This window comes from Pseudoclavibacter sp. CFCC 13796 (genome assembly GCF_008831185.1).
In the GTDB taxonomy this organism is placed as follows: domain Bacteria; phylum Actinomycetota; class Actinomycetes; order Actinomycetales; family Microbacteriaceae; genus Pseudoclavibacter_A.
On sequence record NZ_WBKD01000001.1, the window covers coordinates 1,392,304 to 1,406,548 of the forward strand.

The following is a 14,245-nucleotide window of genomic DNA, read 5'->3' on the forward strand; positions in this document are numbered from 1 at the left end:
ACCCACACACGTCAGGAGCTCGATGTCCCCCTCTGATCACCACCAGCGACGTCAATTCGCCGTCGGCCGTCAGTCGCAGAACTCGCAGACATCGAACATGCTCGGCTACCTGATCTTCGCCAGCAGATGGCTGCAGGCTCCGCTCTACATCGGTCTCATCGTGGCGCAGCTGATCTACGTGATCGTGTTCTGGGTCGATCTGTTCCACCTGCTCGCCGATGTCTTCACCGACTGGGGCAAGCTCGATGAGACCACCATCATGCTGACCGTGCTGGGGCTCATCGACGTGGTCATGATCGCGAATCTGCTGATCATGGTCATCATCGGCGGATATGAGACGTTCGTCTCGAAGATCAACGTCGACGGCCACCCGGACGAGCCCGACTGGCTGTCGCATGTGAACGCGAACATCCTCAAGGTCAAGCTGGCCATCTCGGTCATCAGCATCTCGTCGATCCATCTGCTGAAGACCTTCATCGAAGTCGGCGATCTCGGCGCAGAGCATGCGCACAACGTCACCGGCGAGAGCTACACGACCACCGGCGTGATGTGGCAGGTGTTCATCCATCTCACCTTCATTCTCTCGGCGGTCGCCATCGCCTGGATCGAACGCATCCAGCGCCCCGAGCACCACGGCGAGACCGCGTCCGGCGCACCCGCGCTGCCGGGGCATCCGTCTGCACCCGATGCCGTGCACCCGGTTGAGCAGGTGGCCTCGGCCGCGGCGTCAGAGCCGGCAGCGACGCACACCGGCAAGCCGCGTGACCACTGATGCACGAAAGTCGGTCAGCGGCTGACGTGCGACGGCACCCCGGAGCAGTGCGCGAGGCTCTGCCCGTCGCTGTCGGCCCCAGCCGGCTGTCGCGAGCGGGGCTCGCTCTGTCGGTGGCGCGCACCGTGCTGCTGGCCGTCGGCGTGGTCGCCTTGGGAAGAACGCTTGCGACGGCCTTCGGACCTGACGGCACGGCGGCAGCGGCGCACCTGTTTCTGGTGACGGCCGTCGCGTTCGCCGGCGTCGTGATCGTGCAGTTTCTCGGCGAGGCCGCTCAGGACGCAGCCGAGCGGCAGCTGCAGACCGAAGTGCGCGAGAGCCTTCTCAGACGGCTGGGTGGCCCGGCCGACGCCGACGATCGGCTGCCCGCCGAGGGAGACTTCGCCGATCTGGCCACCGCTGACGCCGCGAAGTACGCGACCTACCGGGCCGAGTTTCACGGCAGCATTCTCGCCGCGCTGCTCTCGCCCGTGATCGTGCTCGTGGTCATCGCACTGGCCGTCGACCCGGTGCTGGCCGGATGCCTCGCGGCTCTGGTCGTGCTCGTCACTGCAGCGGTGGGCGCCTTTCAGCGTGTCACCCGAAAGTCGATGGGCGGTTGGCGGCGGCGCGAGGCCTCGCTGGCCGTGACGTTTCTGCAGGGGCTCCAGGGGCTGCGCACGCTGGCGCTGTTCGGCGCCGGCGACCGGTATCTGCAGCGTCTGGCTCGCAGCGCGGAGCAGCAGCGCACCGAGGTCATGCGGCTGCTGGCGGTCAACCAGCTGCTGATTCTCGTGCTCGACGGGCTGTTCTATGCGGGCGTGCTGGCCGGTTCGGCTCTGCTGGCCGTGTGGCGGCTGCGCAGCGGTGCCATTGACGTGACAGAGGCCGCGGTCGTCGTGCTGCTGGCGGTCGTGATGAGTGCGCCTCTCGACGTGGTCGGCAAGTTCTTCTATCTGCGTGCGCAGGGTCAGCGCGCCGAAGGCCGGCTGGCGCGCGTGATCGGCGTGGGCGGCGGTGACTCACGACACGAGACGGCACGACGCGCACCCACGGCTCCGTCAGACGGCAGCCTGCTGCGCATCGAGCAGGGCACACTCGTGACGCCAGACGGGCGCGAGCTTGCGCAGGGTCTGCAGGTCGACATCCGTTGCGGCGACCGACGGGCGATCATGGGCCCCAGCGGCGTCGGTAAGTCGACACTGCTCGGCGTGATCGCTGGTCGTCGCGAGCTCGGAGCCGGCACGCTTGAACGACTTCCCGGGCTGCGCACCGTCGAGGTCGTGCAGAACCCGGTGATTCTCTCTGGCACTGTGCGTGAGAACCTCGCGCTCGGTCTGGGGCCAGAGGCCGACCAGAGTGCGACGGGCGACGGTTCGTCGGATGCCGTGGACGATGCCGCCTGCTGGCGTGCGCTTGAGCTGGCCGGCCTGAGCACGACGATCGGCGAACGACTCGGAGGTCTGGATGCGGCCCTTGGGGAGCGCGGAACGGGGCTCTCCGGTGGCCAGCGCCAGCGGCTCGCGGTTGCGCGCGCTCTGATGCAGCCCGTGGACGTGCTGCTGCTCGACGAGCCGACCAGCGGCCTCGACCGCCAGACCGGCGAGCGTCTGGTCGACACGCTCGCCGACCTGCCCGAACACATGGCCGTCGTCTGCGTCACACATGATCCTGCGGCGTTCGCGCGCCGTATGACCACGTCTCGTCTCACGACGGACGGTCTGCACGATGAGAGGTCACGATGACGAGCGCGACGCATGCGAGCACGGCAGACACGCTGCGACAGCTGCTGCCGATGACGAAGGGGTTTCGGGGCAGTCTGGCCGGTTCGTTCGCATTGCGTCTGGTCTCGCAGGCCACGGGAATCGCAGCGGTCGTCGCCGGGGTGCTGCTGGTGGCGGCGAGTGCCCGCGGCCAGGTCTCGGTCTGGACCGTGGGGCTGGTGCTGATCGGCCTCGCTCTGGTGAAGGGCCTGACTCGCTACGGCGAGCAGTATCTCGGGCATCGCGTCGCGTTCATTCTGCTGGCGCGCCTGCGCGTGCGCTTCTTCGCCAGCCTGCTGCCGCAGGCTCCGGCAGTCACGTCTCGCAGCGGCAGCGGCGACCTGCTCTCGCGTGCAGGCCGTGACATCGATCGGCTCGAGGTGTTCTTCGCGCACACCATCGTGCCGGCGGTGAGCGCGGTGATCGTCAGCGTCGGTGTGGTGTTCGCGCAGTGGCTTCTGACCGGGTGGCCGGCAGCGGTCGTCGTTGCCGTCGGTCTGCTGCTCGCCTTCGGCTGCGCCGGGCTGGGACTGCGCGGCGAGGCGCAGACCGCGTCAGAGGGTGCCCGACTCGACGGCCTGAGTGCACAGTTCGCCGCCGAGACGATGCATGCGCTGCCCGATCTGCGCGGTCTGCACGCGATCGATCGTCGGCTCGGCCGCTGGCACCAGCTGAACCGCAGGCACGCCGACATCATGTGTGCGGAGCAGCGGCTCGGTCGCACCAGGCGAGCGCTGGTCACTTTGGTCTGGCTGCTCACGGTGCTGGCCTCGGTGCTCGTCTCCGCTGCCGACTCGCATGGCGGAGGGCTGCTGCAGGAGCCGCTGGGCGCAGCGCTTGCGGGTGCCGCACTCGCGTTCTCCGCGTTCGCCGCGCCGGAGTCAGTGGTCGGATTCGTCAATGAGTGGCGTGCTGTGCAGGCGGCAGCGCTTCGTGTGCAGGCGACGATCACGCGCGAACCCGAGGTGACGTTTGCCGCTGAGGAGACTCCCGAGTCGTCGGTTGCAGCCGCAGACTCTGGCGATCGGGGAGCGGCCGCGGTGATCGGTCCGCTGGTCTACCGTCACGAGGCTGTCGGCGGCGCTCACGGGCCGCAGGTGCGCGTGCCGGAGCCGATCAGCATCGAGGCGGGCTCGCACGTGCTCGTCGAGGGCTCGAGCGGCAGCGGCAAGTCGACGCTGGTGGATCTGCTCGCACGTGTGCACGATCCGGATTCCGGCTCGGTGCAGATCGCCGGTCGCGATCTGCGGGAGCTGAGCCGTGCCGAACTCGTGCGCACCGTGGCTGTGGTCGATCAGTCGACGTTTCTCTTCGACGCGAGCATCGCCGAGAATCTGCGCATCGCACGGCCTGACGCCAGCGACGACGACCTGCGCGAGGTGTGCGCGACCGTCGGCCTCGGTGCGTTCGTCGACAGTCAGCGCCAGGGCATCCGTACGCGGCTCGGTCGCGGTCGCGGGTGCGTCGGGCTCTCGGGAGGTCAGGCTCAGCGGCTGGGTCTGGCACGCGCGCTGCTGGCTGAGACGCCGGTGCTGCTCGCCGACGAGGTCACCTCTCAGCTCGATGCGCGCACGGCAGACTACATTCGCCGCGTGGTGCTCGATCCTGCTTCGGGACGCACCGTGCTCTGGGTCTCGCACCGGGACGATGCGTGGAACGGACCGGTCGTCGCGGTCGGTGAGACCGGTGTCGTGCGGCTGGTCGCAGCCGACGATCGCTGACGACCGGAGCGGCTGCCCCTACTCGGTGACGAGGATGTTGCCGGCGGCAGGCAGACCGAGATCGAGCGGCTGGCCGTTCATCACCAGACGAATCGTGCCGGCAGCGGGGATGCGCTCTCGAACAGTGATGGTGCTGTCGAGGGTCAGACCGATGTCGGTGAGATAGCGCAGCAGCTCTGGGTTCTCGTCCGAGACACGGCGTACGTGCACGGTATGCCCCTCTGGCACCTCGCTGAGCGGGTGGGCGTCGAGAGTCGGAATGCTGCCGTCGGCTCGCGGTATCGGATCGCCGTGCGGGTCGCGGGTGGGAAAGTTCAGACGGGAGTCGAGCCGCTCGATCATGCGCGGGCTCACCGCGTGCTCCAGCACCTCGGCCTCTTCGTGCACTTCGTCCCAGTCATAGCCGAGATACGACACCAAGAAGGTCTCGAGGATGCGATGGCTGCGCACGAGGTTCACCGCCGCCGATTCTCCGGCCGGGGTGAGCGTGATGTTGCCGTAGCGTTCGTGCACGACATAGCCCTGATCGGTCAGCCGACGCACTCCCTCTGAGACGGTCGAACGTGTGAGGCCCATGCGCTCGGCCAGCTGGCCGGTGGTGATGGGATCGCCCGACCACTCGGCGAACTGCCAGATCTCTTTCAGATAGTCCTGGTTCGTCTGCGAGAGGGCTGTGCGCGGGTCTGACATGGTTTCGATTGTACGTGCCGTTCATCTCGGTTCATGGGCGATCCCTCAGGTGGTTCACCTGGTGGGGCATAATTGACCCGTGACTGAGCAGCAGAGGCAAGACGACATTCCGAGACCGTGGCTCGACCTGTATCCCGATGACGTGCCGAGCGAAGTCGGCGCCCTCGAACACCGGTCGATCGTCGATCTGGTCGATCAGACATGTGCCCGTTTCGATGATCGCAAGGCGTTCACCAACATGGGGCAGACGCTCACGTTCCGTGAGGTCAAACAGCTCTCAGACGACTTCGCCGCCTATCTTCAGGTCTCTCTGGGGCTGCAGCCCGGTGACCACATCGTGCTGCAGATGCCGAACCTGCTGCAGTACCCGGTCGCACTCTTCGGCGCCATAAAAGCGGGCCTCGTCGTGGTCAACGCGAACCCCCTCTATACCGCTCCCGAGACCAAGGCGGTCATTCTGCAGTCGCGAGCGCGCGCCATCGTCGTGCTCGAGATGTTCGCAGACAAGATCGCCGAGATTCTGCCCGACACCACCCTGCAGAACGTGATCATCACCCGCCCGGCAGACCTCTGGCGCAGTCCGGCCAGACGCGTGCTGACGAACGTCGGCATGAGGCTCAAGGGCATGGTGCCGAAGTATCGCCTGCCCGGAGCCGTCGACTTTCGTGACGCCATCGCGCACGGGGCAGACCTGCGTCTGCAGCCCGTCTCGGTCGGACTCGACGACGTCGCACTGCTGCAGTTCACCGGCGGAACGACGGGCACGCCGAAGGGCGCCATGCTCACGCATCGCAACCTGCTGGCCGACTCCCAGGCCATGCGGCACTGGATGCGCGTGATCCTGGACGAAGGCGCCGAGAACGTTCTCGCAGCGCTGCCGCTCTACCACGTGTTCTGCATGACGGTGAACTGCCTGTGCTTCTTCGCCTATGGTCTGCACAACGTGCTCGTGACCAATCCTCGCGAGATCTCCCCGCTCGCCAAGACGATCGTGAGAGAGCGAACCTCGGTGATCATCCTGGTCTCGACTCTCGCTCAGGCGCTCCTCGAGAACCCTCGGTTCCTGAAAGCCGACTTCGACTTTCTCAAACTGACGGTGGCCGGCGGCATGGCGCTGCGCGAGTCGACGGCGAACGAGTGGCAGAACGTCACCCAGCGCCCCATGCTCGAGGGGTACGGGCTCACCGAGGCCTCACCCGTGGTGAGCGTGAACCCGACGTGGCTGCCTCCGATCATCGGCACCGTGGGCATTCCGCTGCCGTCGACCGAGATCAAAGTGCTCGACGACCACGGTCGTGTCGCGGCGTTCGAAGAGCCCGGAGACCTCTATGTGCGCGGCCCTCAGGTGATGAAGGGGTATTGGGAGCGCGAGGACGAGACAGCCGAGGTGCTCGACGCCGACGGATGGCTGGCCACGGGCGACGTGGCCGTGCTGCATGACAACGGCTACTTCTCGATCGTCGATCGCCGGAAGGACATGATCTCGGTGTCCGGATTCAACGTCTACCCGAACGAAGTCGAGGCGGTGCTGAGCGATCACCCACGCATCAAGACCGCCGGAGTGATCGGCGTGCCTGACGAACACTCCGGCGAGGTGGTCAAAGCCTTCGTCGTGCCGGCTGACCCCGAACTGACCGAACAGGAGGTGCGGCAGTACGCCCGCCGCTATCTCACCGGATACAAGCGCCCGCGCTACATCGAATTCCGTGACGAGCTTCCGCTGTCCAACGTCGGCAAGGTCATTCGCCGCGAGCTGCGCGATTGAGCGCGCCAACGGGGGAGACGCTGGTCGTCATTCCCACATACAACGAACGAGAGTCGCTGCCTGGAGTGCTGGAGCGGCTGTTCAAGATGCTCCCCGAGGTTTCAGTCCTCGTGGTCGACGACGGATCCCCAGACGGCACGGGCCTGCTCGCCGACCGGCTGCGGGAGCGGCATCCGTCGCTGTCAGTGCTGCACCGTGACCAGAAGCACGGCCTCGGACCTGCCTATATCGCGGGCTTCGAGTGGGGCGAGGCCCACGGGTTTCGCTATCTGGTCGAGATGGACGCCGACGGATCGCATCTGCCTGAGCAGCTGCCGCATCTGCTCGCAGCAGCGGGTGAGAATCGGCTTGTGCTCGGATCTCGATGGGTGCGCGGCGGCACGATCGTGAACTGGCCGTGGTACCGCAGCTCGCTGTCGCATGCGGCCAGCATCTACTCCCGACTGATGCTCGGCCTCGGCCAGCGTGACGTGACCTCGGGATATCGGGTCATTCCCGTCACTGCGCTGCGAGCGCTTCGGCTCGACGAAGCGGCCAGTCATGGGTACTGCTTTCAGATCGACGTGCTGCGGCGCGCCGTGGCAGCGGGGCTCGATGTGACCGAAGTGCCGATCACCTTCGTCGAACGTGAGAACGGCCGCTCGAAGATGGATCTCTCGATCATCGTCGAAGCTGTGCTGCGGGTGACCGCTTGGGGCATGCAGCGGATGCTGCCGACACGCCGCTGAGAGTTGCAGATTCCGCTTGCGCTGGTGCATTCATGTGGATACTGTTGTAGATACAACCACTGATGTGCGGACGAACGCCCGACATCTCAATGAAGGAGCAGACATCATGACTCAATCCGCAATCGCAGGCTTCACCTCGGGCACGTGGCAGATCGACCCCACACACAGCAGCATCGGCTTCAGCGTGCGTCATCTCGTCACGAAGTTCCGCGGCAGCTTCACCGACTTCTCCGCAACTCTCACCACGGGCGACGACGTGCTCGATTCGACCGTGAGCGCCGAGATCAAGGCCGCGAGCATTTCGACCGGCAACCCCGACCGCGACGTGCACATGCACGCGCCTGACTTCTTCGACGTCGAGAACCACCCCGAGCTCACGTTCCGTTCGACTGCGGTGCGGTACGACGGCGATGACCTGGTGGTCACCGGAGACCTCACGCTGCGCGGAGTCACGAAGAGCGTCGACTTCCAGGTCGAGGTCGGGGGCATCACGACGAGCCCGTACGGCCAGACCGTTCTGGGCATCGAAGCCGACACGACGATCAAGCGCGAGGAGTTCGGACTGGAGTGGAACAGCGCCCTTGAGACCGGCGGCGTGCTGCTGGGCAGCGATGTGAAGATTCACATCGAGGCCGAGTTCGTGCTCGACCAGCAGTGATCGTCTGCCGCCGGCCGCGCTGAGCCGGTGACAGAGCACGACGGCCACGGGAGATCCTGAGATCGATCCCCGTGGCCGTCGCCGTGTCTGCAGCCTGGTGCGCTGCTTCACGAAGAGTTCACGGAATGGCCGTTCGAACCCCGGGCGAGCTGTGGGGCACGTTCTGTGCGTGCGATAGTCTGGAGGGGCACCGACGCACAACGAACAGATGGAGATCTCATGCCCGACGGACTGCTCATCACTGGTGTGGGGGAGACCTCTGGAAAGTCGCTGGTCACCATCGGGCTGCTGCGCCAGGCTGCTGCTCGGTACGCTCGTATCGGCTTTCTGCGGCCGATCACGTCGGCTGACAGACCGACCGAGTCGCGCATCGTCCAGCTGGCCGAACAGCTGCTTCCCGAAGGCGCTCTGACCGCTGTCTCGGTCATGACCGCCGCGCATGCCGAAGAGCTGGTGGCCGACGATCGCACAGACGAGCTCATCGCCGAATGCCTCGGCGCGTTCGAGAGGCTCGCCGCCGAAGTCGACTTCGTCATCATCGAGGGCACCAACGCCATCACCGTGCCCGTGCACGGTGAGCCAGACGTGAACGTCGCTCTCGCGCGGCACCTCGACGTGCCGCTGCTTGCGGTCGTCGACGGCTTCGGGCGCAGCGCCGCTCGTGTCGCCGCCGCGGTCTCGCTCACACGGCAGCGACTTCGCCAGGCGCGTTCCACCCTGATGTGCATCGTGGTCAACCGCGTCTCACCCGAGGTCATCGATGAGGCCCGCACGCTGATTCCCTCGGGGTCGCTCGGGCGTCCCGTCTACCTGCTGCCCTATGTCGAGAGCCTCTCGTGGCCGAGTGTCGAAGAGACGGCGGAGGCCATCGAAGCGCTGCGCATCGGCACCAATGGCGACGCCGATCATCTGGTGCGTCGCATCACCGTGGCGGCGATGGAGGCCGAGCACGCGCTCTCCGTCATCGGCTCGGGAGCGCTCGTCGTCGTGCCCGGTGACCGCGTCGAGCTCATCGAAGCGGTGCTCCAGGCCGCCCTTGCCCCAGAGGCCGTGATCATCAGCGGCGACTTCGACATCTCTGAGCGCCTGCAGCGCGTCGTCGCCGCGGGCAGCATCCCCGTCTACTGCAAACGCGCCGACACCTTCGCCGTCGCACAGGCCGCCAGCCGGGTTCGCGGCGAGATCGGTGCAGGCAACCCGACCCGCACTCGGCAGGCGCTGAAGACTTGGGACGAGCACGCCGACGGCGCCGAGATACTTTCGCGTTTCGAGTTGTCCCTGCGCGACGTGACCACCCCCGAGCGCTTCGCCTACGAGCTGGCCCGTCGAGCCCGTGCGGCTCACGCTCGAATCGTGCTTCCCGAGGGAGGCGACCCGCGCATCCTCACGGCAGCTGCAGAGATCGCGAAGCAGGGTCTCGTCGATCTCGTGCTCTTGGGCGACCCCGACGAGGTGGCGAAGCTGGCGCGTCTGCACGGGGTGAGTCTCGATGGCATCGAGATCATCGACATCGATCAGTCCCCGCTGCTCGACGAATTCGCACAGACCTACCAGCAGCTGCGCGCCCACAAAGGGGTGACGCTCGAACAGGCGGCACAGCAAGTCCGCGACCCCAGCTTCTTCGGCACTCTGCTGGTGCACTCGGGGCGGGCCGACGGAATGGTCTCGGGCGCGATGCACACGACCGCCGACACGATCCGTCCCGCCTTCCAGATCATCAAGACCCGGCCCGGCGTCCGCGAGGTCTCGTCAGTGTTCCTCATGTGCCTGCCCGATCGGGTGCTGGTCTATGGCGACTGCGCCGTGATTCCGAACCCGACGCCCCAAGAGCTCGCCGGCATCGCCGTGTCCAGCGCCCAGACGGCGGCCGCCTTCGGCATCGAACCTCGGGTGGCGATGCTGTCGTACTCGACCGGAACCTCAGGACACGGCTCCTCAGTCGACGCTGTGCGCGAGGCCACCGAGCTGGCTCGCGCGGCCGCACCCGAACTGCCGATTGAAGGGCCGATCCAGTACGACGCAGCCAGCAACCTGAAGATCGCGGCTGGCAAACTGCCCGACTCGCCGGTCGCCGGGCGCGCGACGGTCTACGTGTTCCCCGATCTGAACACGGGCAACAACACGTATAAAGCGGTGCAGCAGTCGAGCGGCGCGATCGCCATCGGGCCGGTGCTGCAGGGGCTGCGCAGGCCCGTCAACGATCTGTCCCGCGGCTGCACCGTCGATGACGTGGTCAACACCATTCTGGTGACGGCCGTACAGGCGGGGGCCACGAAAGCCGCCGAGACGCAGAAAGAGGACAACGCATGAGCATGCTGCTGGTGAACGCGGGTTCGTCGAGCCTGAAGCTGAGCGTCGCCGATCAGGACGAAGTCGTCTACAACCGCACGGTTGCGACGCCGCCGGCCGAGATCACCGACGAAGCGTGGGCCGAGCTGATCGCCGACTTCTCGTCGGTGAGCGGCGATATCGAGGTCGTCGTGCATCGCGTGGTGCACGGAGGTCGTCTCTTCGGTGAGGCCGCGATCGTCGACGACAAGGTGATGGCCGGCATCGAAGAGCTCACCGATCTCGCGCCGCTGCACCAGCCGCCGTCGGTGGCGACTCTGGAACGGCTGCGTGCGCTGCTGCCGGAGGCGACGCAGATCGCCTGTTTCGACACTGCGTTCCACGCCAGAATGCCGGCCGAGGCCTATACCTACGCGATTCCTCGTGAGTGGCGCGAGGGTCTCGGGGTGCGCCGCTTCGGCTTCCACGGTCTTGCACACGAGTACAACGTGCGCGAAGCCGCACGCATTCTCGATCAGGATCTCTCCGAGCTGCACATCGTCAGCGCCCACTTGGGCTCGGGTGCCTCCCTGACGGCGGTGCGCGACGGGCACAGCGTCGACACCACCATGGGCTTCACTCCGCTGGAGGGTCTGGTCATGTCGACCCGTTCCGGCACGATCGACCCAGCGGTGTCGGCATGGCTCGTAGCGAACACCGGCCTGAGTGTTCGTGAGGTCATCTCTCGGCTTGAACGCCAGTCTGGTCTGCTCGGCCTTGCCGGTGACACGCACATGGGCAACATCGTGAACCGTGCGCATGCCGCCGAGCCTTCGGCACAGCTCGCGCTGGCCGTCTGGGCGCATCGTGCGGCAGGCATGATCGGGCAGATGACGATCGCTGCTGGTGGGCTCGACGCACTTGTGTTCAGCGGCGGCATCGGCGAGAACTCGCCGGCTGCACGTGCACTCGTGCTCGAACGTCTGCGCCCGCTCGGCGTTCGCTTCGACGAGCGGCTCAACCGCCGCAACGAGATGAACAGCCAGATTCAGACCGAAGGCTCGTCGGCCGCGATCATCCTGGTCAAGACTCGCGAGGACGTGACGATGATCCGGCAGGCCGAGGCCCTCCTGTGGCAGCGCGATCACTGATCGCCTGCTGCGCGTAGCGTAGATAGGCCTCGGTGTTTCGCTCGCGATGAGCTCGGATGAAGGCCTCGACCTCGTCGGGCGAGGTCTTCTTCTCGAGCATCTGCAGCAGGTGCTCGTGCTCTTCGACCAACCCGTCGACACGCCCGGGCAGCAGGCCGAAGACGGCGCCTTTGACCGCGGCGGCCTTGGCCCAGCCCTCGTTGAGCGTCTGCATGAGGTATCGGTTGGGGCAGTCGCGGTAGAGCACGCGGTGAAAGAGCGTGCTGAACCGGTTCGCCTCGGCGAAGCGTGACGCCTTGAGCGCCTCGATCAGATGGCGGTTGTAGAAGCGGGCCTCGTCGATGGTCTGCTGCCGCATGTGCGGAACGGTCTGTGCGACGGCAGCGCCTTCGAGCACCGAGAGCGTCGACATCATGTGCCGGTACTCCTGCGGCCGGAAGTCGGTCACCTGCGCACCGACGTTGTGAGCGAATGTGACCAGGCCCTCTGACTCGAGCAGCCGGATCGCCTCGCGAACCGGAACCGGAGACATCTTGAGCTCACGAGCCAGCTGTGAGATGACGAGACGCTGGCCTGACTGCAGTCTGCCTGCGGCGATCGATCGCTTGATGGCGTCGCGCGCCTGCAACGCCTTGCTGTTCGTCTGCTGCTCGGTCATCGTGTTCTCCCTCAGGATCCCGCGTCAGTCGCAGTCCTCGATGACTGCCGTGATCATAATAGGACAGTCCCGAGGAAATGCCCGTCGGCAGGCCGCAGACCCAGGGAATCACCGGCCCCGACCAGAGCGGCCCACGTCGGCCCGACAGGCGCACGTCGTCGGCTGCGGGTACAATCTCTGCCGTGCACCCCCCAATCGACTTCGGCAACGCGTCTGCCCGCGATCTGCCCCCGGCCTACCCGCGCCGTGCGGCACGAGGCACCGCGAGTCGACTGCGCGCCTGGCAGGCTGAGGCTCTTGAACGGTACTTCGCCGAACAGCCCAGAGACTTTCTCGCAGCAGCGACCCCTGGAGCAGGCAAGACCACCTTTGCACTGCAGCTCGCCGCAGGGCTGCTCGATCAGGGAACCGTCGATCGTGTGCTGGTGGTCGCGCCCACCGAACATCTGAAGCGCCAATGGGCCGAGGCCGCAGAGCGAGCGCTCATTCGCCTCGACCCGAACTTTCGCAACGCCGATCGCGTCTTCGGCTCGCACTACGTGGGCGTGACGGCAACCTATGCACAGGTCGCCGCCAACGTCGAGGTGCACAAGGCACTCGCCGAGGCGAAGCGCACCCTGGTGATTCTCGACGAGGTTCATCACGGCGGTGACGCACTGAGCTGGGGCGACGCCATTCGCGAGGCCTACGCGCACGCCACACGGCGTGTCTGTCTGACTGGTACGCCGTTCCGCTCTGACGAAGCGCAGATCCCCTTCGTCACCTACGAGCCGCAGCCCGACGGCTCGAAGATCTCACGCGCCGACTACACCTACGGCTACGGCCGTGCCCTGCACGACGGCGTGGTGCGCCCGGTGATCTTCCTGACCTACGCCGGCAACATGCGCTGGCGCTCCCGCAGCGGTGACGAGATGAGCGCCGATCTGGGCGCACCGGCGACCAAAGACATCATCGCCCAGGCCTGGCGCACGGCGCTCGACCCGCGCAGCGACTGGATCGGCTCCGTGCTGCGTGCGGCGGATGCTCGGCTCACGCAGGTGCGTCGGGGAGTGCCCGATGCCGGCGGGCTCGTGATCGCGACCGACCAGACGCAGGCTCGGGCCTACGCCGGCATCCTCAAACAGATCACGGGGGAGTCGGCGACCATCGTGCTGAGCGACGAAGACGGCGCGAGCGATCGCATCGAAGAGTTCTCGGCAGGACAGCAGCGCTGGATGGTCGCCGTGCGCATGGTGTCGGAAGGCGTGGACGTGCCTCGGCTGGCGGTCGGCGTCTACGCGACGAGTGCGAGTACGCCGCTCTTCTTCGCCCAGGTCGTCGGGCGATTCGTGCGAGCTCGCAAACGAGGCGAGACGGCCACCATCTTTCTGCCCAGCGTGCCCGGTCTGGTGGGTCTGGCACACGAGCTCGAGGTCGAGCGCGACCATGTTTTGGGGGGTCCGAAAGACCGGGACGACGACGGTCTCGAAGACTCGCTGCTCGAACAGGCGAACCAACGCGAGGCCGCATCCGACGATCTTCTCGACGGCGTCGACTTCGAGCCTCTCGAGGCGCAGGCCGCCTTCGACCGAGTGCTCTTCGAAGGTGACGAGTTCGGGTCGGGCGCCGAAGCCGACAGCTTGGAGGAACAGGACTTCCTCGGTTTCCCCGGCCTGCTCGAACCCGACCAGGTGCGCTCGCTGCTGCGGTCTCACCAAGACGAGATCACGAAACGCAAACAGCGCAGGGCGGCGGCGACGCCCGAGACCGAGGCCGCGTCGAACGAGCCGCTCTTCAAACAGCTGAAGGCCAAGCGAGCCGAACTGCACCAGGCGGTCTCGGTCTGGGCGCAGATCAGCGGCGAGTCGCACAGCAGCATTCACTCCAGGCTGCGGCGCATCAGCGGTGGCCCTGCGGTGCCGCAGGCAGACCTCGGGCAGCTGCAGAAGAGGCTGCAGACCGTTCGCGGGTGGATGCACCGCGGACGTCGCTGACGCGCAGCGCCGCTCTTCGCCATCCTGGCGCCGAACGTCGTGTCAGCACGGCGCAGAAGCACTCGATTCGAGCTGTGACAACGTTGATTCGTCTCGATTCGACACAGGTTAGGGTCGTC

The 14,245-nt window shown here is 66.5% G+C and carries 11 protein-coding genes; 9 read left to right on the forward strand and 2 right to left on the reverse strand.

The features are described 5' to 3' along the window. Positions 1 to 22: 22 nt before the first annotated feature. Genes F8O07_RS06150 through F8O07_RS06160 form a run of 3 tightly spaced genes read left to right on the forward strand, consistent with a single transcriptional unit; the run spans position 23 to position 4,235 of the window. Entirely contained in the window at positions 23 to 772 is a 750-nt protein-coding gene (locus F8O07_RS06150; protein WP_158031208.1) for a TIGR00645 family protein, read from the forward strand. Continuing rightward, a complete protein-coding gene (locus F8O07_RS06155; RefSeq protein ID WP_158031209.1) occupies positions 772 to 2,496 on the forward strand; it encodes an ATP-binding cassette domain-containing protein in 1,725 nt (574 codons plus the stop codon). Before F8O07_RS06150 ends, F8O07_RS06155 begins: the two co-directional genes overlap by 1 nt. Beyond that, complete coding sequence (locus tag F8O07_RS06160) at positions 2,493 to 4,235, forward strand: amino acid ABC transporter ATP-binding/permease protein (protein ID WP_158031210.1); 1,743 nt, start codon at positions 2,493 to 2,495, stop codon at positions 4,233 to 4,235. Before F8O07_RS06155 ends, F8O07_RS06160 begins: the two co-directional genes overlap by 4 nt. 18 nt (positions 4,236 to 4,253) lie before the next feature. On the opposite strand, the gene F8O07_RS06165 is transcribed toward F8O07_RS06160, so the two are convergent. Next, positions 4,254 to 4,925, reverse strand: coding sequence for a metal-dependent transcriptional regulator (locus F8O07_RS06165; RefSeq protein ID WP_158031211.1), 672 nt, complete (start codon positions 4,923 to 4,925; stop codon positions 4,254 to 4,256). Between the two features lie 79 nt (positions 4,926 to 5,004). Between F8O07_RS06165 and F8O07_RS06170 the strand changes: the two genes are divergently transcribed. The 5 genes from F8O07_RS06170 to F8O07_RS06190 all read left to right on the forward strand — a co-directional run bounded on the left by F8O07_RS06170 (position 5,005) and on the right by F8O07_RS06190 (position 11,495). Then, entirely contained in the window at positions 5,005 to 6,690 is a 1,686-nt protein-coding gene (locus F8O07_RS06170; RefSeq protein WP_225733201.1) for an AMP-binding protein, read from the forward strand. After that, the gene (locus tag F8O07_RS06175) at positions 6,687 to 7,418 is read left to right on the forward strand and encodes a polyprenol monophosphomannose synthase (protein WP_158031212.1); all 732 of its coding nucleotides are present in this window, start codon (positions 6,687 to 6,689) and stop codon (positions 7,416 to 7,418) included. The genes F8O07_RS06170 and F8O07_RS06175 overlap by 4 nt, the downstream gene beginning before the upstream one ends. A gap of 106 nt (positions 7,419 to 7,524) precedes the next feature. Continuing rightward, on the forward strand, positions 7,525 to 8,076 hold the full coding sequence (locus F8O07_RS06180) for a YceI family protein (RefSeq protein WP_192496663.1): 552 nt from the start codon (positions 7,525 to 7,527) through the stop codon (positions 8,074 to 8,076). A 219-nt stretch (positions 8,077 to 8,295) separates the two neighbouring features. Next, the gene (pta, locus tag F8O07_RS06185; protein ID WP_158031213.1) at positions 8,296 to 10,386 is read left to right on the forward strand and encodes a phosphate acetyltransferase; all 2,091 of its coding nucleotides are present in this window, start codon (positions 8,296 to 8,298) and stop codon (positions 10,384 to 10,386) included. Next, positions 10,383 to 11,495, forward strand: a complete 1,113-nt coding sequence (locus tag F8O07_RS06190) for an acetate/propionate family kinase (RefSeq protein WP_158031214.1) — start codon at positions 10,383 to 10,385, stop codon at positions 11,493 to 11,495. Before pta ends, F8O07_RS06190 begins: the two co-directional genes overlap by 4 nt. Here the strand turns inward: F8O07_RS06190 and F8O07_RS06195 are convergent. Then, the gene (locus tag F8O07_RS06195; RefSeq protein ID WP_158031215.1) at positions 11,428 to 12,153 is read right to left on the reverse strand and encodes a GntR family transcriptional regulator; all 726 of its coding nucleotides are present in this window, start codon (positions 12,151 to 12,153) and stop codon (positions 11,428 to 11,430) included. The genes F8O07_RS06190 and F8O07_RS06195 overlap by 68 nt on opposite strands. A 77-nt stretch (positions 12,154 to 12,230) precedes the next feature. On the opposite strand from F8O07_RS06195, the gene F8O07_RS06200 reads away from it, so the two are divergent. After that, positions 12,231 to 14,126, forward strand: a complete 1,896-nt coding sequence (locus tag F8O07_RS06200; RefSeq protein WP_158031216.1) for a DEAD/DEAH box helicase — start codon at positions 12,231 to 12,233, stop codon at positions 14,124 to 14,126. Positions 14,127 to 14,245: the final 119 nt, after the last annotated feature.